Genomic DNA, 22,870 nt, shown 5'->3' on the forward strand with positions numbered 1-22,870 from the left:
GAAAGAGCCTAGCCTGTCCACCTCAAGATGCAACTTTGCCCACCGGCTTGCGTGAAATACCGGCTTGCACACGAATTACTATGGCCGCAACCGCGCGAATAGGCTAAGCGGCACGCGTTTCCCGCATAATTCGGCCTCAATAGCTATGCATAGCATTTTGCCAGCAAACCGATAATGCCTCCTCTCAATTTATCCGATTCTCCTGATGCCCCTCCGCAAACGACTCGTTATCCAGTTCACAGGCTATGAAGGTCTGCACCCGAAAGCCGTCCGCGTGCGCCACGCGCAGGCCCTGAAGGATTTCGACCGCCTGTGGAAGGCAAAGACCAAGCTTCCGCCCATGACCGAGGAGCCTGACGATTGCGGCACGACCACTGCCGTCACCGTGGGCAATGGCTGGCAGACGGAAACCGAATTCTGCCAGTTCGGCACTGCGGATATTTTTGACGATTACGCCGCGCGCTCCACACCGAAGCGGATGCTGACCGGCTTTCACGCATTCCTGAACATCCTCTTCACCGGAACGCTGTGGCGCTATCTGACGACGAGCTGGCGCTTTGTCCTGTTTTTCCTGTGGCCATTTCTGCTGTCGCTGGCGATTCTGGCTATCGCAGCCTTGCTCGCTTTCACACCGATGGCAGCAGGCCTTTCCGCGCTGCATCTTCTGTGGTCGGTTCCACTTGCCGCCGTCCTCGCAACCCTGCTCGTGCGCAAACCCGGCGACCGGTTTTTCATGTCCTATCTGCTCGACGACTGGTCTGCGGCCTATGATCGTATCCACGGGCGCAACGAGAAGCTCAACCAGCGGCGCAAGGCTTTTGCGGAAGCCCTGAAGCAGAAGATCGAAGCCAGCAATGCTGATGAGGTCATCATCGTTGCGCATAGTCTTGGCACGGTTCCGGCAGTGGAGGCGCTTGCCGACCTGCAGCGTGTGCGTCCCGATCTTCTGGCAAAACAGCCCGTGTCGCTGCTCGCCATCGGCTCATGCCTGATGATGATCGCTCTCCATCCCAAGGCGAAATCATTGCGCGAGGACGTGCGCGTAGTGATCGAGGAAAGCCCGGTCCTGTGGTCGGAATTCCAGGTGCTGACCGACATTATCCACTTCTACGGCTCGGACCCGGCCAAGGTTCTGAAGCTAGAGACCACCAACCCGCCGCTTATCAACCGCATCCGCTTCAAGAACGTGCACAGCGAAAACCGCTACAAGCGGTCGAAGGGCAATTTCTTCCTGATGCATCTGCTTTACATGCGCGGGGCGGAGAAGAAGAACTTCTACGATTTCGGCATGTTCCTGCACGGCCCGTTCTTCTTCCGCGATCTGATGACCGAACACAAAGGAAAAGCCGCCCCTCTCGATGAAGAAGGACGGCTTCCAGTTCGGCATAGCGAAGCGGCTTGAACTGCTTAAGCCTCCGGCGGCTCCACGACGGCAATCGTCAGCCAGGTGGCCGTCAGCGCAGGCTTCAGCGAGTTTTCGATTTCCAGCGTCACATCATAATGATTGACCACGCGACCTGACGGGCGGATATCCGCATCCGCCAGCTTGAAGCGGGCGCGCACGCGGGCGCCGGTCTTGACTGGCGACATGAAGCGCAGCTTGTCGAAGCCGTAATTGATGCCCATCGTAGCACCTTCCAGCATCGGAAGCGCTTCGTAAGCCAGCGTAGAGAGTAGCGACAGCGTCAGGAAGCCATGCGCGATGGTGCCGCCAAACGGCGTTTCCTTGGCGGCGCGTTCCGGGTCGACATGGATGAACTGATGATCGTCGGTCGCATCTGCGAACTGGTTGATCATTTCCTGCGTGACTTCGCGCCACTCGGAACATCCGACTTCCGTGCCGATTGCCTCGCGCAACTGGTCGAGCGTGATTGCGTCTTTCATTCGCTGGCTATTCCTGCTGATGTGATTTGCCTTGTGTTTAACCCATAAAACTCAGGCGGCAACCAGAATTTCCCGTGCTATATCATCCCAGTGCGAGAAAACCCGATGCGCGCCCCTGCCTGTCAATTTTTCGGCGTGTCCGGTATAAGTATGTCCGCCGCCCGTATAGCCGAATGCCGTCATGCCTGCCGCGATAGCGCCTTCGACACCGAAGGGAGAATCCTCGATCACCACGCAACGCGCCGGATCGATGCCCATCTTGTCGGCTGCAAACAGGAACAGGTCTGGCGCCGGCTTGCCGCGCTTGACCATGCTGGACGAGTAAACGGCATCGCCGAAATAATGGCTGATGCCGGTCTTTTCCAGGCTGAATGCGATACGCTCCGGCTGCGACGACGATGCCACGCAACGCTTTTGCGGCAGATCGCGCAGGAAATTGGCAATGCCGATGGTTGGCTGCAGAGCCTCCGCGAACAGGATTTTCGTCTCGGGCCAGAATTGGCTCGTGGCCTCCTCCGGCAGACGGTGCCCGGTCATGTCCTCGATCATCTTCATGATATCGGCCTGCTTCATGCCGATGCCCTTGGCGACCGTTCCTTCCGGCAGCTTCATGCCGTGATTGGCATAGACCTGCTCGAAAGCCAGACAGGAAAGCGGCTCGCTATCGACAAGAACGCCGTCACAGTCGAAGATCACGAGATCGAAAGGGGATACGCTGCTCATTTTGGCTCCAGTGGCCCACTAAAGGGATGCATATTTTGTCGCGCAGTTTGGGGATGCGCGTCTGTCAGTGTTGATATAGAGACTGTTCATCCAATACGCATCTATAACAACATAAGCGTGACAAAATTACCGCGAAGAAGCGGCCTTGAAGTTTTGCGGAGAGTTTCATGACGACAAATGTGGCACTGGTAGGACTGGCGCGCGATCTCGCAGCGCGAGCGGAAACCGGCAAGCCGATCCGCATCGGTCTGATTGGCGCTGGCGAAATGGGCACCGACATCGTCACGCAGGTGGCGCGGATGCAGGGCATCGAAGTCGGCGCTCTTTCTGCCCGCAGACTGCCCAACACTTTCAAAGCTGTCCGCACCGCCTATGGCGACGAGGAAAACGCGCGAGAAGCCCGCACAGAATCCGCAATGACCAGCGCCATCGAAAACGGCAAGATCGCCGTCACCGATGACAATGACCTGATCCTTTCCAATCCGCTGCTCGATGTCATCATCGATGCGACCGGCATTCCGGAAGTGGGTGCCGAGACCGGCATCAAGGCCATCCAGAATGGCAAGCATCTCGTCATGATGAACGTCGAGGCGGATGTCACAATCGGGCCCTACCTCAAGGCCGAGGCCGACAGGCAGGGCGTGATCTATTCCCTTGGCGCGGGCGACGAGCCGTCATCCTGCATGGAACTGATCGAGTTCGTTTCCGCCATGGGGCACAAGGTCGTGGCCGCTGGCAAGGGCAAGAACAATCCGCTCAATTTCGACGCGATCCCAGACGATTATCAGGAAGAAGCCGACCGCCGGAATATGAATGTCCGCCTGCTGGTGGAATTCGTCGATGGTTCCAAAACGATGGTTGAAATGGCGGCCATCGCCAACGCCACCGGGCTTGTGCCCGACATTGCGGGCATGCATGGCCCCAAGGCAGCCATTGACGAGCTGAACCGCACTTTGATTCCGAAGGAAGACGGCGGCGTGCTCAACAAATCGGGCGTGGTCGATTATTCCATCGGGCGCGGCGTATCGCCGGGCGTTTTCGTGATTGCCAAGATGGAGCATCCCCGCCTGGTCGAGCGCCTGGAAGACCTGAAGATGGGCAAAGGCCCCTACTTCACCTTCCATCGGCCTTTCCACCTCACCTCGCTGGAAGTACCGCTCACCGTGGCGCGCGTCGTGCTGCACGGCAAGACCGATATGGTGCCGCTGCCAAAGCCTGTGGCGGAAGTCTGCGCCGTCGCCAAGAAGGATTTGCGTCCGGGCGATCATCTGGATGCCATCGGGCAATATTGCTACCGCTCGTGGATCATGACGACGCCTGAAGCGCGTGCGGCTAAGGCCATCCCCTGCGGCCTGCTCCAGAACGGCACGGTCATCGCCCCGATCAGGAAGGGCGAACTCATCACCTATGCCAATGCGGCACCGCAGCCGGGCTCCAAGATCGCCGAACTGCGCGCGTTGCAGGACAAGATGATCTACGGCTGAAGCCCGATCGAAAACTCAAACAAAAAGGCGGCTCGAAGCCGCCTTTTTGTTTTCCAACCGGGCACCCCGGCCTTATGAGATTCGGGGAAATGGCGTGCCGAAAATGGTGAGGTTCGAGAACCGGAGCGGAGGGTACTTAACGTACATGAGCACCGGAAGCGCAGAACCGCGCCATTTGCAGGCCGCCAGAACCCGAATATCGAAGGCCTAGTGATCGAGGGCCTTCACAATACTCTCCACCATCTTCTTCGCATCGGCGAAGAGCATCATGGTGTTGTCGCGGAAGAACAGTTCGTTTTCCACGCCCGCATAGCCAGAGCCCATGCCGCGCTTGATGAACAGAACCGTGCCAGCCTTGTCGACATCGAGGATCGGCATGCCGAAGATCGGTGACTTCGGATCGGTCTTCGCAGCCGGATTGGTGACGTCGTTCGCGCCGATCACGAAAGCCACATCGGCCTGCGCGAATTCCGAATTGATGTCTTCCAGCTCGAACACTTCATCGTAAGGCACGTTGGCCTCGGCCAGAAGCACGTTCATATGGCCCGGCATACGACCGGCCACCGGATGGATGGCATATTTGACTTCCACGCCTTCGGCCTTCAGCTTGTCAGCCATTTCGCGCAGCGCGTGCTGCGCCTGCGCCACAGCCATGCCATAGCCCGGCACGATGATGACCTTGGAAGCGTTCTTCATGATGAAGGCCGCATCGTCGGCAGAACCCTGCTTGACCGGGCGCTGTTCGACCTCGCCAGCCGGACCGCCGGACGTATCGCCGCCAAAGCCGCCGAGAATGACCGAGATGAACGAACGGTTCATGCCCTTACACATGATGTAGGACAGGATCGCGCCCGAAGAGCCGACCAGCGCGCCGGTGATGATCAGCGCCAGATTGCCGAGCGTGAAGCCGATGCCTGCCGCTGCCCAGCCCGAATAGGAATTGAGCATGGAGACCACGACCGGCATGTCTGCGCCGCCGATTGGCACGATGATCAGCACGCCGAACACCAGCGACAGAAGCACGATCAGCCAGAACACGAAATGGCTTTCGGTGTTCACCAGCACAACAACCAGCAACACGATGGCTGCGGCCAGAGCGGCGTTGATGACATGACGTCCCGGCAGCATGATCGGCTTGCCCGACATGCGACCGTCAAGCTTGAGGAAGGCGATGATCGAGCCTGTGAAGGTGATTGCGCCGATGGCCACGCCCAGCGACATTTCGATCAGCGCCTGACCGTGGATCTGGCCCACTTCGCCGATACCGAAGGAATGCGGCGAGTAAATTGCGGCCGCGGCCACCAGAACGGCGGCAAGGCCGATCAACGAGTGGAACGCGGCAACAAGCTGCGGCATGGCCGTCATGGCGATGCGGCGGGCAATAACGGCACCGATACCGCCACCGATGGCAATACCGATGACGATCAGGACCAGACCGCCGAAGCTTGGACGCGCCAGCAGAAGCGTGGTGACGATGGAGATCGCCATACCGATCATGCCGTACATATTGCCCTGACGGCTGGTTGTCGGATGCGACAGGCCGCGCAGTGCCAGAATGAACAGCACGCCGGAAACGAGATAAAGGAAGGCTGCGAGATTAACGCTCATAATGGTTCAGCCTCACTTTTCTTTTTTCTTGTACATGGCGAGCATGCGCTGGGTGACCAGGAAGCCGCCAAAAATGTTGACGCTCGCCAGAATGAGCGCAATGAAACCGAAGCCGGTTGCCCAGCCCGAAAGCGAAAGACCGACGGCCAGAAGTGCGCCCACCACGATCACCGATGAAATGGCGTTGGTAACGGCCATCAGCGGGGTGTGCAGCGCAGGCGTGACCGACCACACCACGTAATAGCCGACGAAAATCGACAGGATGAAAATCGCAAAGCGGAACACGAACGGATCGATTGCGCCGCCCGATGCGGCATGCGCGGCAGCCGTCGCAGCATCGCCCAGACCACCGGCGTTTTCCGCGGCCTGACGCACGGCGTCCACAGCCTGATTAAGGCCCTCAAGGGCTTTGTCGAGATTTGTATCGGCCATTATGCCTCTCCTCCATCAACTGGAGACTTGGGGGAAGACGTCGTCTTCGGCGCCTTTGCAGGTGCGTTTTTCGCAGGCTTGGCAGCCGCCTTCGGCACCGCTGCCTTTGCTGCCGGTTTTTCCGCTTTCGGTTTCGGCGCGGCTTTTGGCTTGGCAGCCTTTTCAACAACAGCCGGAGCCGGTGCTGTCTCAGCCTTGGCGAACGCCGGATGCAAGATCTTGCCCTGATGGGTCAGAAGCGTAGCCTTGACCAGCTCTTCTTCCGGGTCGATTTTCAGGACCTTGGCTTCCTTGTCGACCAGCGTTTCGACGAAGGCGATCAGGTTGCGTGCATAAAGCTGCGATGCGCTCGCGGCGATGCGGCCCGACACATTGAGGTGACCGACGATCCTGACACCGTTCACGTCAGTGATCTGACCCGCAACTGCGCCTTCGACATTGCCGCCGCGCTCGACCGCGAGATCAACCAGCACGGAACCCGGACGCATGGAAGCAACCATTTCCTTGGAAACCAGACGCGGCGCCGGACGCCCCGGAATGAGCGCCGTTGTGATGACGATATCCTGCTTGGCGATATGGTCGGCAACAAGTGCGGCCTGCTTCGCCTGATATTCCTTCGACATTTCCTTGGCGTAGCCGCCGGAGGTTTCCGCAGCCTTGAACTCTTCGTCCTCAACGGCGATGAACTTCGCGCCGAGCGAAGCGACCTGCTCCTTGGCGGCGGGGCGAACGTCGGTTGCCGTCACGACAGCACCGAGACGGCGCGCCGTTGCAATGGCCTGAAGACCGGCAACGCCTGCCCCCATAACGAACACCTTGGCGGCAGGCACGGTGCCCGCTGCCGTCATCATCATCGGCATGGCGCGGTCATAGACTTCCGCCGCATCGATCACCGCCTGATAACCGGCGAGATTGGCCTGCGACGACAAGACGTCCATCACCTGCGCACGGGTGATGCGCGGCATGAACTCCATCGTGAAAGCCGAAATTCCGGCCTTGGCGAGTGCCGCCACGGCGTCTTCATGGCCGTAGGGATCAAGCATGGCGAAGAGCGCTGCGCCCGATTTATACCCTTTGAGTTCCGCGTCCGTCGGACGCCGCACCTTGAGCACCACATCCGCCGTTTTGGCATCCGCCACTGTGCCGATGCGGGCACCGGCTGCCGTAAACTCGGCATCGGGAATGCGCGATTTCTCGCCAGCGCCTTTTTCCACCACAACGTCGAAACCGAGCGCGATGAACTTCTTCACCGTCTCCGCCGACGCAGCAACGCGGGTCTCGCTGGGGTCACTCTCTTTCGGGATAAATAACGTCTGGGCCAAGCTGGTTTCCCTTTCGTGGCGTTCTTCCGGGGTTCCCCCGGTCAGGCGGCATTACGGGCTTCCGGGAAGAAGCCCTTTTAGAGCGCGTTTCGAACTGATTGAATCAGATCGACACGCGCTCTAACTATTGTTTTGTAACGCGCATCTGGTCCGAAAACCGTTTCACACTTTTCGGGATGCGCTCTAAAAATGAACTACAGACATGCATAAACCCTCGGCACGGTACCCCATGCCAAGGCATTCGATCAAATCGTGCGGGTTAATCCCGGTTCAGCACCAAAGCTGCATCGTGCGCCACCGGTTGGTCTCCATCCGGCAGCGAAAGGATGCGCTAGAGGATGAACCAGGCAGCGACACAAACTAGAATGAAAAGAACGGTCGCGGAGAAGAAACCACCAGCAAAAAAGCCGAACGCCATGGCAATCATAAGGGCGACGAGCGCCACCGTGCCCCATTTAACCAGGCCCGTGAAACCGGCATAAGTTTTCTCATGCTCGGAATAATCCATCGGTGCGCCAAGTTCAGCCGGAGCCGTCGTATGATGTTCTGCCATTTTAGTTCCACCCATTCAGAATTTCCGCCCGTACACCGTCATGTTAAGCGAAAATAACTGCAATCTTCAATGCGCGACCGAACAAACCGATGCTTTGACAGCAAGGCTTTTCGTCGCACTACCCTCTCTCCGCAGAAGCGGTTCCGCAATCTTCGTAAAGCGAAACCACCCCTCTGGCTACATTTAATTGTTTAATATCCGGCGATGTTTTTAGATTCTTATACGCCGAGGCCAGTATATTTCGCCGTCGGCAAAATCGTCAGCGGCACGGAACTGCTGCGCATGTCACCAAACATCGCATGGCGTTCATGCGGCTGCGACTTGAAAAACGGAAAGCGCACCGCCACCGCATCGCGAATATTGCGGATAGGTGCGGAACCAAGCCCGACCCTGATTCCATAGCCTTCATGTTCGCGCGCATCGGCCATGACAGAGGTGCCGAATATGCGCTTATAGAACGCCATATGTTCCGGTTTCACCGAGGCAAGACATTGATCTGCCGCGAAAAATTCGGATGCCATCGCCGCAATGCGCAGCGTGATATAGGGAATGGCCGGGTATTCGCTCAATAGCTCGGGATCGGCGGCAAAACGGGTCGGATCAACAAAATGCATACCGCTATTGAGCAGCGGATCAAGAATATCCGGGAACAGTGCATAGCTCGTGCCGCGACGATGATCGGGCGTAATGTGATGGATGCGCAGCGTGCTGACCAATTGCCCGTCCACATACACGCCATAGACGAAGGCATGGCTATCGCGGTCGATATCATCAACGATAGACGGCACTTCCGCCTCATGCATGACATTGCGCGTCCGGTAGGAACGGTAACGCAGACGGCCGATTTCCTCGAGGTCCTCCGCATGGACGATGCGGCGATATTCCACCCGGTCGAGAAACTGCAACAGCTGTCGCGCGAAATTGGACAATGGCGGTTTATCGCCTGTAACAGCTGTATTCGTCATGCAATCGATTTTCCGCACCCCACAAATCAGTGCGCAGAATATGCGCCTTTATCAGCGTGTAAAGATATAACTTTTTGCACTGCCTTTTTATTGCCCCACAAAAAACACTCCTTCGCCACAATTGGATTGTGCTTTTACACGTGACGAACGCGATAAAAATGCAAAATGGCCCCATCAGGGGCCATTTCACGAATTTGCCTTGATTTGAAAACGGGCCTTCAAAGCGCGTTGGCGATAGCCTGAAACGCATACATCGTTTCGTCCTTCATATCCTGCCCGTCGACATTGTAATTGGAATATGCCGAGGTCTTGGCAATGACGACACCTTTGGCAGGATTGACATAGATGAACTGCCCATAGATGCCAACGGCACTATAGTCGCCTTGCCAGTCAACCGGCGTCCACCACTGATAGCCATAACCGAACGGAATCTTGCCCAGTGCATCCTTGCGACCGGGCATCAGATAAGGCGCATCCGGCGTTACCGAATCGTGCACCCATTGCGCCGGCACAAGCTGCTCGCCCTTGAAGTTGCGACCCTCATTGAGATAGAGCAGGCCGAAACGTGCATAATCGCGAAGAACGGCGTTCATACCGGCCCCGGCAGCAGCTTCACCGGTGGGATCCACCGCCCAGTAGACATCGGCTTCCGCGCCAAGCTTTGACCAGAGTTTGTCTTTCAAATAATCCTGAAAACGAACACCAGTCGCGCCTTCCAGAACCAGCCCGAGCACTTGCGTATCCGCCGACACATAGTGGCTGAGCGTTCCCTGGGGGCGTTCATTTTTCAGATGCGCGGTGAAATTTGTGATCGAGCCAGTCAGAAGCTCGACAGCATACCGAACGATATCGGAATTGAGATCACCATAGTTCTCGTTAAATCCGATGCCAGACGCCATCTGCAGCACGTTCTTGACCGTCACGCCCTTGTATCCGCCCTCGGCCAGCACCGGTGCATAGCGGTCGACCGGCTGGTTGATATCGATCAGACCGTCCCGAACGGCATTGCCGACAAGGAAGGAAACGACAGATTTCGACATGGAGAATGCGATGCTCTGGGTGGCCTCGGTATTGCCGTGATCATATTCCTCGTGGACGATCACGCCGTCTTTCAGAACAATGAAACCGGTCGTGCCGCCGCGCTTCAGCCAGTCGGAAATCTTGCGGGTCTCACCCTTGTAGACAAAAGTCTCCGGCAAGGGCCGCTCTTCTTTCGCCAACTGGCTGACTTCGCCCTCATGCGGGATGCGCACCGATGGATAGCGCCTGTAAACATTGCGGAAGTTTTCAAAAATTTCCGGCCCCTTGAACATCTGGGCATATTGATAGACCGCCCAGCTTTCGTGGATTTTCGTCCAGAAGACCGCAGTACCAACACCGGCAAGAACAACAAGCCCGATCAGTCCATATAAAGCATAGCGAAAAAATCGTTTCATCGCCTCCCCTTTAAATATTAAAATTGAATTTGATAGACATTTTATAAGCAAATAACGAAATACTTATATACATCCTCCTAAGACATTAAGAGCATGATACGTGCATCTCAAAAAATCCCAATTATTATATTTATATTCAAATTCCTGTGATTTACACGAGAAGTGGCAACGACATTGAGCGTCGTAGATGAGATATGCCAAACACTTCGCAGTACTTTGAAAAACCGCGAGAAGCTCGTCCAACACAAACAGTTAAATCTGAAATAATCAGGCGACGGTTCGCCCGCCGTCGCGGCGCGCTGCGGCTTTCGTGGTCATAGCGCTGATCGCTTCCACAGGCACAGGCATACCGAGAAGATAGCCCTGTACGAGATCGGCACCCGCCGCCACACGGATCAGCGCAAGCTGTTCCTCTGTTTCGACACCTTCGACTGTCACGCCCAGCCCAAGCTCGTGCGAAAGCTGGGTAACGCCGCGAAGCAGCATGAGCGAGCGCCGGTCGGTGGTGATGTCGCGCACGAAGGAACGGTCGACCTTCACCTTGGTCAATGGCAAGGTGTTGAGATAGCTGAGACTGGAATAGCCGGTGCCGAAATCATCCAGCGCGATATTGATCCCGGCATTCTTGAGCCGCTGCAACACCATCGAAGTCTTGTTGCGGTCCGAGATGATGGCGCTTTCCGTCACTTCCACCTCAAGGCGGTGAGCCGGAAGGCCTGATTTCTGCAAGGCATTGGCGATGTCGCGGGCGATGTCATTGCTTTTCAGATCGATGGCCGAAAGATTGACCGAAACGCCGATGCGGTCGCCCCATGACAGACAGTCGGCACAGGCCTGCGCCAGCATGAAGCGGGTAATGTCGGTGATGATGCCCATTTCTTCCGCAAGCGGAATGAATTCCGCAGGCGGCACAAAGCCAAGCTGCGGATGCTCCCAGCGCGCCAGCGCTTCACACGCAACAACGCGCAGGGACTGCGCGCTGACGATGGGCTGATAGACGACCTTGATCTCGCCATGCTCGATGGCAAGCCGCAAATCGGCTTTGAGTTTCTGGCGCCCGCGATATTTGGTGTCCATCGCATCGATGAAGATGGACCAGGGCTTGTCTTCCATGCTTTTGGCTTCGTAGAGTGCCAGATCGGCGCTGATATGCATGCTGCCGACATCGCATCTTCCGATATCCTCGATCGCGATGCCCGCGCTGATATCGATATGCACCTGATCGCCGTCGAGATCGTAGACGCCGGTCACGACGGTCATGATATGATCCATCACGCCTGCAACGTCGGCCTCGCTGCGCAGATTGAAGACGAACACCACGAATTCGTCGCCGCCGAAGCGTGACGCGACGAAACGCTGCGGATCGAGCGAGTTCAGCCGCTCTGCAAACAGGCGCAGCAATACGTCACCGGTATGATGCCCCAACGTATCGTTGACATGCTTGAAATGATTGATGTCGATGACGATGAGCGCAGCCTGCGTGCCTGCTTGCTGGTGGGAACGCATGGATCGCACCAGGGTTTCGAAATAATTGCGGTTCGGCAGGCCTGTCAGGCCGTCATAACGCGCCATATGCTGAATGCGCGCTTCCGCTTCCACGCGCTGCGTCACATCCTCGAACATCAGGACGGCCCCCTCATTGAGGGTCTGATTGCCGATACATTCGATATAACGCTGGTTCGAAAGCTGGAAAATATCGCGCGTGCGCTTGCCCAGCAGAAGATCCTGCATGCGCACATGCACGCTTTTCAGGTCGTTTTGCGGAAACAGTCCCTTCTTCGCGCAATAGCGCAGCAGGACATCGAGCTTGCGGCCATGCAGCTTGGTGTGTTCGGCGATCTGCAACATCGCCTTGGCCTTATTGTTGATGACCGCAATGCGCTGCTGGCTGTCGAACATCAGCAAGCCCTGCGGCATGTTGTTGAGCGCCGCATCGAAACGCCCGGCCACAATGGACAGGCGACGTTTGCCCATGACTGCAGCGAAGAGAAACTCGCGCAGACCGTTTGCCATCTGGATGTTGGACAGGAAATACGGGATCAGCAGCAGGCCAATGATGACGTGAAACGGCGTTCCCGCCAGAATAAGCCCGGCCAGAACCGGAATCAGCGTGCAGGCCGACATCAGGACAACGGCTTTCGCCGATGCATAATTGCGGCCCACAATGGAAACGACCGAAGCAAGCAGCACAGTCAGGCTGGCAAGTTCGGCAAAGGAATCCCTGAGCACATAGCTTGAGAAGAAACACAACATGCCGAGCGTCAGGCAGACGGCGGACGCACCGATCAGATAGCGTGTTTCCCAGCGGTCGAGATCGGCATGGGACAGCGACTGCTGTTTTGCCTGGTCGAACTTGTGCATGTCGAAGATGCGACCAACGGCAATGATGGCGAACACACCGCCAAAAACCAGATAGCGCCAGTCATCGGTTTTCACATAGATGACGACACAGGCTACAACGTGCGCGAGCAAGCCAAACCAGAGCGTGGTACGATTACCATACAGCGCTCTGAGAAAAGATAGCCGCACATCTGCAGGTATCTCAGGTTTACGGCTTTGCCACATATCGATGCATTTATCCCTTATACGGGGAGGCAATATCGCACTAATGACTTAAAAATATCTTTCGGGATATTAAACCACAAGCTGTCACGACAACCACCATAAGATGTATTCAGATATTTTTTAAGGAAAACCACAGACGCACAACCCTCAACGGGCAATCACAACCATCGGCATACATGTTTTAGTCGTCCTAATATTACTGAAATGGCTAAAATGGGAGAACAGGGACAGGTTAGTTTCCGCATTCCCGAGAATTAATCCAGATTAGTCGATGTGGATATTCTACCGCCAGACCCCCGTCCGTTAGAGAAAAAACCTGCCATACAAGTCACGACGCGGGAAATAACCGCTAAAGAAACTTCCAACCTTGTCAGAGCTGATGACCGCCATCCACGGTAATGACGGAACCCGTCATATAGCGACTGGCATCGGAAGCCAGCATCAGCACAACCCCGTCCAGATCCTCAGGCTCGCCGAGGCGCCGCATTGGGTTCCGCCCTTTGAAGTAGCCCCCGGCAGGACCTTGCAGCTGGTCTTCATTGATTCGCGTTGGAAACCATCCGGGGGAAATCGCGTTGACGCGAATATCGTGCGTGGCCCATTCCAGCGCCAGCGCCCGCGTCATCTGCGTCACGCAGGCCTTGGACATGGAATAGGCGGCGGCACCCTTCTGCGGACGCTCGCCCAGAATGCTGGTCGTATTGACGATGGAGCCGCCCTCGCCGCGCTCGATCATGCGGCGCGCTGCTTCCTGCGCCACGAAAAAGGCGCCTGCGACATTGACCTCGAATATATGCTCCAGCATATCGCGCGTCGTGTCGAGCGCGCGTGCCATATGCGCGACACCGGCATTGTTGAAGAGCGTCGTTATCGGTCCGAAGCGTTCTTCCGCTTCATCAAAAGCACGCACGATTTCATCCGGATGGGTTACATCCGCCATGATTTCGAGCACTTCGCCGCCCGATGGGCAAATGCTTTCGCCTGCATGGGTGCGCGAGATCGAAATCACGCGTGCACCGTGCCCCGCCAGCACATGAACCATGCGCAGGCCCAACCCCGAAGACCCTCCCGTCACGGCAATAACCTTGCCCCTGACGGAGAAAAGCTGATCGTCAGTCATTCATCCCCTCAACTGCCAATCCCTCTTTATACCTTCCTAGAATATAGAGATCAGCATTTGAACCATCTTCGACCGTAAAAATCGGTTCAAATCAACACAATACACAGAAGGCACGACGAAAGACCTATGGCGCAGCCGAAAGACGACACCTGTTCGTGATTGCGCGACCCATTGCGGAGAAGTAAGGAACAGAGCAGATAAGAGCATAATCCGACTGGTGGATACGAACATTATGCCCAAGACTTCTCGCCCTCTCGTTGCCGTGCCGACCGATGTAAAGCCATTTGAAAACTACACCTGGCACGCAGCACCCCAGCAATATCTGGCAGCCGCCATCGACGTCGCAGGTGTAACGCCGCTTCTGGTGCCAAGTTTTGGCGACAAGATGGATCTCGATGCCATTCTGGATGCGGTGGACGGCGTTCTCGTCACAGGCTCCAAATCCAACGTCAATCCGGCGCTTTATGGCGTCGAACCGAGCGCCGCGTTCGAGCCCTATGACAATGCCCGCGATGCGACATCGCTGCCACTCATCCGCGCAGCCATCGAAAAAGGTGTTCCGGTGCTGGCCATCTGCCGCGGCATACAGGAGCTGAACGTCGCACTGGGCGGCACGCTCGCCACCGAAATTCAGGAAATGGAAGGCCGGATGGACCACCGCGCCCCGGAATCCGAAAGCCAGGCCGAGCGCTTCGCCATCCAGCACCCGATCAAGCTCAACCCGAACTCATGCCTTGCGGAAATCCTCAAAGAAGAAAGCGTGCGCGTGAACTCCGTTCACCGTCAGGCCATCGACAAGCTTGCACCGCAGCTTGAAGTCGAGGCGGTGGCCGAAGACGGTACGGTTGAAGCCGTCTCCGTGAGGAATGCGAAGGGATTTGTCGTCGGCGTGCAGTGGCACCCGGAATATTGGGCGCATTCCGATGCTCCGTCGCGCAAGATATTCGAGGCGTTCGGAGAGGCTGTGCGTCAACATCGGGCAGTAGGACAGTAAGGGTAAAAGTTCGTTGCGGTCGTCCGCAATCAAAACATATTCCCCTACTCGCCTGACAGACTGCTTCAGCCTTGCACATGCACCGTTTCCGGCACCGGCGTGATCGCCTTGCCGGTGTCGAACCATGCAATGAGATTATCAATCACCAGATCCGCCATGGCCTGACGGGTCTTTTGCGATGCGGATGCGATATGCGGCAGCAAAACCGTGTTGGGCGCATCAAGCAGGCCTTGTGGCACTGACGGTTCGTTCGCGAAAACATCCAGACCTGCAGCAGCGATTGTGCCATCGTTCAGCGCTGCGGCCAGCGCATCTTCATCAACCAGCGAACCGCGCCCGACATTGATCAGCACACCGTCCGGACCGAGCGCCTTCAGCACTTCGGCATTGACTGCCTTCGCGGTTTCCGCGCCGCCCGGTGCGACCAGAATAAGTGTGTCCACCGCCTTGGCCAGCTCGAGCAGGGTCGGATAATAATCGTAGGCGACGCCTTCAGCCTTGCGACGATTGTGATAGGAAACCGGCAGTCCGAAAGCTTCGACACGATGGGCGACCGCCTTGCCGATGCGGCCAAGGCCGAAAATGCCGACCTTGCGCCCACGCAAGGACAGCTTCGACAGCGGATAGCGGCCTTCCTTCACCCAATTGCCTGCACGCAGGAATTCCTGCGACTTCGACAATTCCCGCACCGTATCAATCAGAAGGCCAAGCGCCGTATCGGCTACTTCATCGGTCAGGACGTCAGGCGTATTGGTGACCATGACATTTTTCGTACCGGCATGTTTTGCATCGACCGCATCATAACCGACGCCAAAATTGCCGATTATTTTCAGATTGGGCAATGCATCGATCAGCGCCGCATCGACGGTGGACATGCTGGCAATACCATATATGTCGCCTGCCCAGTCGGCATCGACCAGCGCCGCGTCACCGCGTGGTATGCGGCGCACCGAAAACTCACCGGACAGACGCTCGACGGCATAATCGTTGAAGTTTCCGAGCACCAGAACGGTTGCGTCGCGCTTGGTCATGACAATATTCCTCTGGATTCCTCTGGACAGCATGTCGCAGTTCGTGAGGGACCGGCGACCGGTCAACCCAAAGGCTGCAACCGGAGCCGGAGCGGGGGAAATCAGCCGTGTTTCGGCTTGGATGTCGATTGCCGGATATGCAGTTCCGGTTTGATAAGTTCCTGCATCGAAGAAACCTCGACGCCGTTGAGCTGGTCCAGCAGTGCGCGAGCGGCACGGCGTCCCACTTCACGCTGTCCGTTCCAGACGGTCGTCAGCGCTGGCGTTGCGATCGCCGCTTCCTCGAGATCGTCATAGCCGGTCACGGAAATGTCCTCGCCCGGCACCAGCCCGGCGCGAGCAATGCCGTTCATCAGGCCGATGGCGGTCAGATCGTTCCAGCAGACCGCAGCCGTCGGCTTGTCTTTCAGCGCCAGAAATTGCGGCGCGACTTCAAAGCCGCCCTGCTTCGTGCGCGGCCCGGCAATGCGCCAGTCGGGGCGAACCTCGAGCCCGGCCTTTTCCATGGCCTGCACATAGCCGCGATAACGGTCACGGCCCGTCGAGGTCTGGTCCGTACCGCCGATCATCGCGATGCGCGTATGACCGAGCGAAATAAGGTGATTGGTGGCAAGGCCGATACCATAGGCATCGTCACCCCGGAAAACCGGCGCATGAACACCCTCGACGCTACGCGCGATCAGCACGACCGGCAGGCCGTTATCTTCCGCAAGCTGGATGTCTTCCGGCGGCGTGCCGATAGCGGGCGACATAATGACCCCATCCGCGCCGAGCTGCAAAAGCGTATCCATGAAGGTGCGCTGTTTTTCGAGCTGATCGTAATGGTTGGACAGGATGAAGGTCTGCCGCGACCGGTCCAGTTCCGTTTCGATGGATTTGAGAATTTCCGCGAAGAACGGATTCATGATGTCATGCACCACGACGCCGACAATGCCGGAGCGTGAGGTGCGCAGGCTCGCAGCGCGACGGTTATAGATATAACCGATGGCGCGGGCATGTTCCTTGATCTTCTCGCGGGTCTGGTCGGCAACGAGGGGACTGTCGCGCAAAGCGAGCGAAACTGTGGCTGTCGAAACACCAAGCGCATCCGCGATGGTCGATAGCTTTATTTTCTGGGCCAAGTCGCCTCCCCAAAATGGTCCGTGCCGCAGTCGGAGACGCGGCCGCAACCTGACAAGGTGAGACGCGACCGTTCGTCTTGCGAACGGTTATGCCATTGCAAACCTTGAATTGGAAGCATTTTCGATAGCACGCATCTTGAAAAGTGTTTCACGGTTTCCCGCCAAGATACGCGTCAAAACAAATAGTTAGAGCTTGATAAGCGACAGGCCTATTCCACGTCGTCCTCTTCAAGCACTTCCGTTTCAGGCTCATCGGGAATGCGCGTGACGCCGCGAAGCGCAAGATTGCTCTCCATCCGGCTCAGCATCTTGAGGAAGGTCTTGCGATCTTTCTTGTCGAGCCCCTTCAGCATGTCCTTTTCAGTCTTGCGAATGGATTTCTCGATCGCCTTGATAGTCTCGAGACCGGTCTGCGTCAGATAGACATGCGACTGGCGCTGATCGGTCTCCGAGGCGCGCTTTGCCACAAACCCCTGCCCCTGCAGACGCGCAATGGTTTTGGTGATGGTCGGCGGACGCACACCCAGCCGCTGTGCAAGCACGCCCGGCGTCAGTCCGTCTTCCGCAGCCAGCTGCAGCATGACTGCATCCTGCCCTGCATAGAGCCCCTGTTCCAGAAGCCGCGTGGCCAGCACCGTCCGCGACAGTCTTGCCACGGATTGCAGCCGGTAAAGTACAACCGCCTTATTGTCCTTGCTCATCGCCACCTCGCCCTTGTTGGCACTTTGATGCGCATCCCGAAAAGCATCCAATGGTTTTCGGACAAGATACGCTGTTCAAAATAAACCAGTTGCTGTCGCCTGATCGATAGTCCCATCCATTCATATATCGTAAAATATTGTCCGACTTATGAAACAACAAGGCCCGGTTGCTGTCATGGCTAACGGACGTTACGCTCTGGGGCTCCATGAAATGAAAAAAGCGAGGAAAACATGACCGATCTGCGCGATCAAAACAGCGACATGATTGTCGTTCTGCCCCTTGGCGCTCACGAACAGCATGGGCCTCATTTGCCGTTTGAAACGGATACGATCATCGCCGAAGGCATTGTCGCGCGTGTCAGCGATGCGCTGCCTGCCGAGTTGAACGTCAATTTCCTGCCTGCACAGCCGGTCGGCTATTCCATCGAACACATGGATACGGAAGGGACCCAGAGCCTCGCCTTCGCCGAGGCCGTGAACCAGTGGATCGGCATTGGTGAAAACCTTCACGCTGGCGGCATTCGCAAACTGGTCATGCTGAACGCGCATGGCGGAAATTCGCCATTGATGACAATTGTCGCAACCGAACTGCGCACGCGGCTCGACATGCTGGCGGTCGCCACAAGCTGGACCCGCTTCGGCCTGCCGGAGGGCCTGATTACGCCGGAGGAAAAAGCGCTCGATATTCATGGCGGTTTCATCGAGACATCGGTGATGCTGGCGCTGCGCCCCGATCTGGTGGACATGTCGAAGGCACGCAATTTCTCCAACGCCCAGTCACGTTACGCCGAGGAATTCAAGTTCCTGCGCGCCTATGGCCCTCATGCCTTCGGCTGGAAGATGCACGATCTCAACCCGGAAGGGGTTGCTGGCAACGCTGCTGCCGCAACGGCAGAAGCCGGGGAAAAGCTGATCACCAACGCGGTGACGGGCTTTATCGAACTGCTGCGCGATGTCGACAGGTTCGATCTCGCCCGGTTCGAATTGCAACGTCTCGCCAATCAGGCAGGTTAGACACTGCAAGGCCCGTGTTCCAACTGGCGTGAATGTGATTAGGCGAATGTAATATTATAGCATTGCATATGGCATTCACGCTGCCCTTCCCTTATATGAATTGTCCTATCCGAGGTTTCGGTGCTGTGCCGCTCGCGCTGGCCGCGCACTGGCCATCCCGGACCACGATTTCAAAAGGCCACAACTTCAAGAGGCATAACCATGAGCCAGGCTGAAGCCCAAACCGAAGCTCCGTCTGAAACCAAGACGACCACTGAAGCTGGCCGCATTCCCGTGACCGTTCTGACCGGTTATCTGGGTTCGGGAAAGACCACTCTTCTCAACCGTATCCTGACCGAAAATCACGGCAAGCGTTACGCCGTGATCGTCAATGAATTCGGCGAGATCGGCATCGACAACGACCTGATCGTCGAGTCGGACGAAGAAATCTATGAAATGAACAATGGCTGCATCTGTTGCACCGTGCGTGGCGACCTGATCCGCGTGGTGGAAGGCCTGATGCGCCGTCCGGGTCGTTTCGACGCCATCGTTGTGGAAACGACCGGCCTTGCCGATCCGGTTCCGGTTGCGCAGACCTTCTTCATGGATGATGACGTGCGCGCCAAGACCGGTCTCGACGCCGTTGTCGCCCTTGTCGATGCCAAGCATCTGCCGCTGCGCCTGAAGGACAGCCGCGAGGCGGAAGACCAGATCGCCTTTGCCGATGTGGTGCTCATCAACAAGACCGATCTCGTGACGCCGCAGGAGCTGGCGGCCATCGAGGCGACCGTTCGCGCCATCAATCCGCATGCCATCATCCACCGCACCGAGCGCGCCTCCATTCCGCTCGACCGCGTGCTGGATCGCGGCGCCTTCGACCTGAAGCGCGTTCTGGACAACGATCCGCACTTTCTCGACCATGATCATCCCGATCACGTATGCGGACCGGATTGCGACCATGATCATGACCATCATGGTCACGACCATGGACATCATCATCATGCGCATGATCACGATCATCATGACCACCATCACGACCATGACCATGTGTGCGGTCCCGACTGCGATCATGACCATCACCACGATCACGCCTCACCGATCCATGATGTGACGGTGAAGTCGGTGTCGCTCAGGGCTGGTGAAATCGACCCGGCGAAATTCTTCCCGTGGATTCAGAACATCACCCAGACGCAAGGACCGAACATTCTGCGCCTCAAGGGCATCATCGCTTTCAAGGACGATCCGGACCGCTATGTGGTGCAGGGCGTGCACATGATCATCGAAGGTGACCACCAGCGTGCCTGGAAGGAAGACGAAAAGCGTGAAAGCCGCCTCGTCTTCATCGGACGTGAACTCGACCCCGCCGCCCTGAAGGCCGGCTTCGAAAACAGTCAGGCCCGATAAAGCGCTTCCGGTTCTGTTCGAACCGGGAAATGCTCTATCTGTCCATTTTTATGCATTTCCAGTAGAACTGCGCCAAGCATTTGCTGGAAATGCTTTTATCAATAGAGCGCATCCCGAAAAGTGTGAAACGGTTTTCGGATATGATGCGCGTTAAAACAAACAGTTAGAGCGCCGATCTGATTCAATCAGATCGAAACACGCTCTAGAACAATACCGGAAGCCGATGCCTACAGTAGCTCCGCTCGACCTTGAAGGTCATTGTCTTTATGCGCGCTTTGTCGGCGGCATTCCCTTCTTCGCAATGGCCGATGGCTCGATCCATCAGCTCAACAACGGCAGCAAGACATCGGCAGCCCATGACGGACTGTTGAGCGCGACCGTTTCCGTTGACGGAAAGTCGCTCATCACTGGCGGCGAAGACGGTCGCGTGTGCCGTACCGACGCCGATGGGACGGTAACTGAACTTGCGAAGATCCCGCGCAAATGGATGACCGCCGTGGCAGCAGGCCCCGGCGGAACTGTCGGTTTTGCATCGGGTCGCACCGCCTGGGTGCGCACGTCTGACGGCAAGGTGCAGGAATTTGCGCAGGAACGCAGCGTCGAAGGCATTGCCTTTGCGCCAAAGGGCCAGCGGCTGGCGATTGCCCGCTATAATGGTGCAACCCTGATCTGGACCGGAACGGCGGCGAAGCCTGTCGAACTGGAATGGAAAGGCGCACATATCGGCGCAATCTTTTCACCCGATGGTCGCTTCCTCATCACCTCGATGCAGGAAAATGCCCTGCATGGCTGGCGTCTCGAAGATACAAAGCACATGCGCATGACCGGCTATCCGGCCAAGGTGAAAGACTGGTCGTGGAGCGCCAAGGCCAAGTGGCTGGCCACCTCCGGCGCCCCGGCAGCAATCGTCTGGCCTTTTGCGGGCAAGGACGGCCCGATGGGCAAGGCTCCTCTGGAACTCGGTCTTCGTGGCGATAGCATGGTGACATCCGTTGCCTGCCATCCGGTCGAGGACATTGCAGCCATCGGCTATAATGACGGCATGATCCTGGTTGCTCGTTTCGCCGACAGCAAGGAAGTTCTGCTGCGCCGCCCCGGCAAGGGCGCAATCACCAGCATGGGCTGGGATGAACAGGGCCAACGCCTCGTCTTCGGCTCCGAGGCCGGGGATTGCGGTGTGGTTTCGATAGCGGATTAGAGCGCATCCCGAAAAGTGTGAAACGGTTTTCGGAAAAGATGCGCGTAAAAACAAATGATTAGAGCGCCGATCTGATTCAATCAGATCGAAACGCACTCTAATTCCTGAACAGAAGCCGCAGGTCGCGGGGGGAAACAGTCCAATGGACTGATTCCCCGTTTCATCTACACAAGCAGACTGCTTGCAGATCCTCAGACCTGACCGTTTCGTTTGGCACGAGCCATACCGAAAAGACCCGAAATCACCAGCGCAACACCGACGCCCATCACCCCATAACCCAATGCATTCGACGTTATGTCGGTCTGATTGGCAGAGGCAATGGCTGCGGCAGCTTCCGACGCGCCAGAGCCACCAGCCCTGGCATCCATCATCGCGACCATGCCGGGCTCGTTGCATTTCGGCAGCAACGACGATTTGGCATCGGCATTATCACCATAAATATTCTGGATGATTTGTTCGCAGCGCTGTTGATCCGCGCTGGAAACAGACGAACCACTGGCTTGGTAATAAAACCCGCCTGCCACAAGAGCCGCACCAATTACGGCCATCAGGACAGAAGAACCTTTAGCACTTCTTAGAATCATACGATTTCCTTATTTAAATCTAGAGTTGCTAATAGACCATACCAACACCGGACCAACAATCGTAATCGATCTTCAGCGGTTTTATCCTGTTCATACAGGAGGAAGAGAATTTCAGTATGCTTTCACGTCGTTCTATTGTCCTCGGCGGAGTATCGGCAGTCTTTTCGACAAATCTGTTCGTTGAAAAGACTTCTGCGGCGCTCCCTTCGGTGGAGGCTGAGCCGTGGGCACAAAAGCTGATTGCGGCAGCGGAAAGCCAGGTGGGAACGACGGTTCACTATGACCCCGCCTATACGCAGCTGAAATATCCCGGCGGGGACGTTCCTCTCGATCGAGGCGTCTGCACCGATGTCATCATCCGCGCCTATCGGCAGGGGTTGAATGCGGACCTGCAGGCCTTGGTCCACAACGATATGCGGAAAGCTTTCAGGCAATATCCGAGAAACTGGGGCCTGAAGCGCCCCGACCCGAATATCGACCACCGTCGCGTGCCGAACCTTGCCGTATTTTTCAACAGGAGCAAAGCGGCCTTACCGGTTACAAAAGTTGCTGAGGATTATCGTCCCGGCGATCTCGTCGCGCAGATGCTTCCGGGAAACCTGCCGCATATAGCCATCGTTACACAGCGCTATAATGCCGAGGGCACACGTCTGTTGGTTGTTCACAATATTGGTGCGGGAACCCGGATTGAAGACCGGCTGTTTGAGTTTCCCATTACCGGTCACTTTCGCTACCGCGCAGATGCATGATCG

21 protein-coding genes are annotated in these 22,870 nt (G+C 56.9%); 7 read left to right on the top strand and 14 right to left on the bottom strand.

Translation table 11 applies throughout. The features are described from left to right. Positions 1–205: 205 nt before the first annotated feature. Positions 206–1,402 carry an alpha/beta hydrolase gene (locus FG152_RS12950; protein WP_010659457.1) on the top strand — a complete coding sequence of 399 codons (1,197 nt, stop codon included), beginning with the start codon at positions 206–208 and terminating at the stop codon, positions 1,400–1,402. A gap of 5 nt (positions 1,403–1,407) precedes the next feature. Here FG152_RS12950 and FG152_RS12955 read toward each other — a convergent pair whose 3' ends face one another. Together FG152_RS12955 and FG152_RS12960 are read right to left on the bottom strand one after the other, a co-directional pair. Next, positions 1,408–1,884, bottom strand: a complete 477-nt coding sequence (locus FG152_RS12955) for a MaoC family dehydratase (protein WP_010659456.1) — start codon at positions 1,882–1,884, stop codon at positions 1,408–1,410. 51 nt (positions 1,885–1,935) lie between these two features. Beyond that, positions 1,936–2,607 carry an HAD family hydrolase gene (locus FG152_RS12960; protein WP_012091465.1) on the bottom strand — a complete coding sequence of 224 codons (672 nt, stop codon included), beginning with the start codon at positions 2,605–2,607 and terminating at the stop codon, positions 1,936–1,938. 167 nt (positions 2,608–2,774) lie between these two features. On the opposite strand from FG152_RS12960, the gene FG152_RS12965 reads away from it, so the two are divergent. After that, positions 2,775–4,091: a 1-deoxy-D-ribulose 5-phosphate reductoisomerase gene (locus FG152_RS12965; RefSeq protein ID WP_010659454.1), complete on the top strand. Its 1,317-nt coding sequence runs from the start codon at positions 2,775–2,777 to the stop codon at positions 4,089–4,091. Between the two features lie 207 nt (positions 4,092–4,298). Here FG152_RS12965 and FG152_RS12970 read toward each other — a convergent pair whose 3' ends face one another. The 8 genes from FG152_RS12970 to FG152_RS13005 all read right to left on the bottom strand — a co-directional run bounded on the left by FG152_RS12970 (position 4,299) and on the right by FG152_RS13005 (position 14,092). Next, positions 4,299–5,699, bottom strand: a complete 1,401-nt coding sequence (locus FG152_RS12970; protein ID WP_010659453.1) for an NAD(P)(+) transhydrogenase (Re/Si-specific) subunit beta — start codon at positions 5,697–5,699, stop codon at positions 4,299–4,301. A gap of 12 nt (positions 5,700–5,711) precedes the next feature. Beyond that, entirely contained in the window at positions 5,712–6,131 is a 420-nt protein-coding gene (locus FG152_RS12975; RefSeq protein ID WP_010659452.1) for a proton-translocating transhydrogenase family protein, read from the bottom strand. Further along, the gene (locus FG152_RS12980; RefSeq protein ID WP_151576227.1) at positions 6,131–7,453 is read right to left on the bottom strand and encodes a Re/Si-specific NAD(P)(+) transhydrogenase subunit alpha; all 1,323 of its coding nucleotides are present in this window, start codon (positions 7,451–7,453) and stop codon (positions 6,131–6,133) included. Before FG152_RS12980 ends, FG152_RS12975 begins: the two co-directional genes overlap by 1 nt. 331 nt (positions 7,454–7,784) lie before the next feature. After that, on the bottom strand, positions 7,785–8,006 hold the full coding sequence (locus tag FG152_RS12985) for an aa3-type cytochrome c oxidase subunit IV (protein WP_010659450.1): 222 nt from the start codon (positions 8,004–8,006) through the stop codon (positions 7,785–7,787). A 218-nt stretch (positions 8,007–8,224) separates the two neighbouring features. Beyond that, positions 8,225–8,971: an N-acyl amino acid synthase FeeM domain-containing protein gene (locus FG152_RS12990; protein WP_010659449.1), complete on the bottom strand. Its 747-nt coding sequence runs from the start codon at positions 8,969–8,971 to the stop codon at positions 8,225–8,227. 218 nt (positions 8,972–9,189) lie between these two features. Then, on the bottom strand, positions 9,190–10,407 hold the full coding sequence (locus FG152_RS12995; protein WP_010659448.1) for a serine hydrolase domain-containing protein: 1,218 nt from the start codon (positions 10,405–10,407) through the stop codon (positions 9,190–9,192). A gap of 267 nt (positions 10,408–10,674) precedes the next feature. Next, complete coding sequence (locus FG152_RS13000) at positions 10,675–12,972, bottom strand: putative bifunctional diguanylate cyclase/phosphodiesterase (RefSeq protein WP_010659447.1); 2,298 nt, start codon at positions 12,970–12,972, stop codon at positions 10,675–10,677. Between the two features lie 370 nt (positions 12,973–13,342). After that, positions 13,343–14,092 carry an SDR family NAD(P)-dependent oxidoreductase gene (locus tag FG152_RS13005; RefSeq protein ID WP_010659446.1) on the bottom strand — a complete coding sequence of 250 codons (750 nt, stop codon included), beginning with the start codon at positions 14,090–14,092 and terminating at the stop codon, positions 13,343–13,345. A gap of 232 nt (positions 14,093–14,324) precedes the next feature. Between FG152_RS13005 and FG152_RS13010 the strand changes: the two genes are divergently transcribed. Beyond that, positions 14,325–15,086: a gamma-glutamyl-gamma-aminobutyrate hydrolase family protein gene (locus tag FG152_RS13010; RefSeq protein WP_010659445.1), complete on the top strand. Its 762-nt coding sequence runs from the start codon at positions 14,325–14,327 to the stop codon at positions 15,084–15,086. A gap of 65 nt (positions 15,087–15,151) precedes the next feature. Here the strand turns inward: FG152_RS13010 and FG152_RS13015 are convergent, their stop codons facing one another. The 3 genes from FG152_RS13015 to FG152_RS13025 all read right to left on the bottom strand — a co-directional run bounded on the left by FG152_RS13015 (position 15,152) and on the right by FG152_RS13025 (position 17,939). Further along, the gene (locus FG152_RS13015) at positions 15,152–16,117 is read right to left on the bottom strand and encodes a 2-hydroxyacid dehydrogenase (RefSeq protein WP_010659444.1); all 966 of its coding nucleotides are present in this window, start codon (positions 16,115–16,117) and stop codon (positions 15,152–15,154) included. A gap of 101 nt (positions 16,118–16,218) precedes the next feature. Beyond that, on the bottom strand, positions 16,219–17,238 hold the full coding sequence (locus FG152_RS13020; RefSeq protein WP_006471199.1) for a LacI family DNA-binding transcriptional regulator: 1,020 nt from the start codon (positions 17,236–17,238) through the stop codon (positions 16,219–16,221). Between the two features lie 209 nt (positions 17,239–17,447). Further along, positions 17,448–17,939 carry a MarR family winged helix-turn-helix transcriptional regulator gene (locus FG152_RS13025; RefSeq protein WP_012091455.1) on the bottom strand — a complete coding sequence of 164 codons (492 nt, stop codon included), beginning with the start codon at positions 17,937–17,939 and terminating at the stop codon, positions 17,448–17,450. A gap of 231 nt (positions 17,940–18,170) precedes the next feature. On the opposite strand from FG152_RS13025, the gene FG152_RS13030 reads away from it, so the two are divergent. From FG152_RS13030 to FG152_RS13040, 3 genes are all read left to right on the top strand, one after another. Further along, positions 18,171–18,953, top strand: a complete 783-nt coding sequence (locus FG152_RS13030) for a creatininase family protein (RefSeq protein WP_010659442.1) — start codon at positions 18,171–18,173, stop codon at positions 18,951–18,953. 201 nt (positions 18,954–19,154) lie between these two features. After that, positions 19,155–20,336 carry a CobW family GTP-binding protein gene (locus tag FG152_RS13035; RefSeq protein WP_010659441.1) on the top strand — a complete coding sequence of 394 codons (1,182 nt, stop codon included), beginning with the start codon at positions 19,155–19,157 and terminating at the stop codon, positions 20,334–20,336. 223 nt (positions 20,337–20,559) lie between these two features. Continuing rightward, complete coding sequence (locus FG152_RS13040) at positions 20,560–21,534, top strand: WD40 repeat domain-containing protein (protein ID WP_010659440.1); 975 nt, start codon at positions 20,560–20,562, stop codon at positions 21,532–21,534. Positions 21,535–21,725: 191 nt separating this feature from the next. On the opposite strand, the gene FG152_RS13045 is transcribed toward FG152_RS13040, so the two are convergent. After that, positions 21,726–22,118, bottom strand: a complete 393-nt coding sequence (locus FG152_RS13045) for a hypothetical protein (protein ID WP_050897434.1) — start codon at positions 22,116–22,118, stop codon at positions 21,726–21,728. A gap of 116 nt (positions 22,119–22,234) precedes the next feature. Between FG152_RS13045 and FG152_RS13050 the strand changes: the two genes are divergently transcribed. Continuing rightward, entirely contained in the window at positions 22,235–22,867 is a 633-nt protein-coding gene (locus FG152_RS13050; protein ID WP_010659438.1) for a DUF1287 domain-containing protein, read from the top strand. Positions 22,868–22,870 lie beyond the last annotated feature (3 nt).

It is taken from the genome of Ochrobactrum sp. XJ1 (assembly GCF_024701725.1).
Lineage (GTDB): Bacteria > Pseudomonadota > Alphaproteobacteria > Rhizobiales > Rhizobiaceae > Brucella > Brucella anthropi.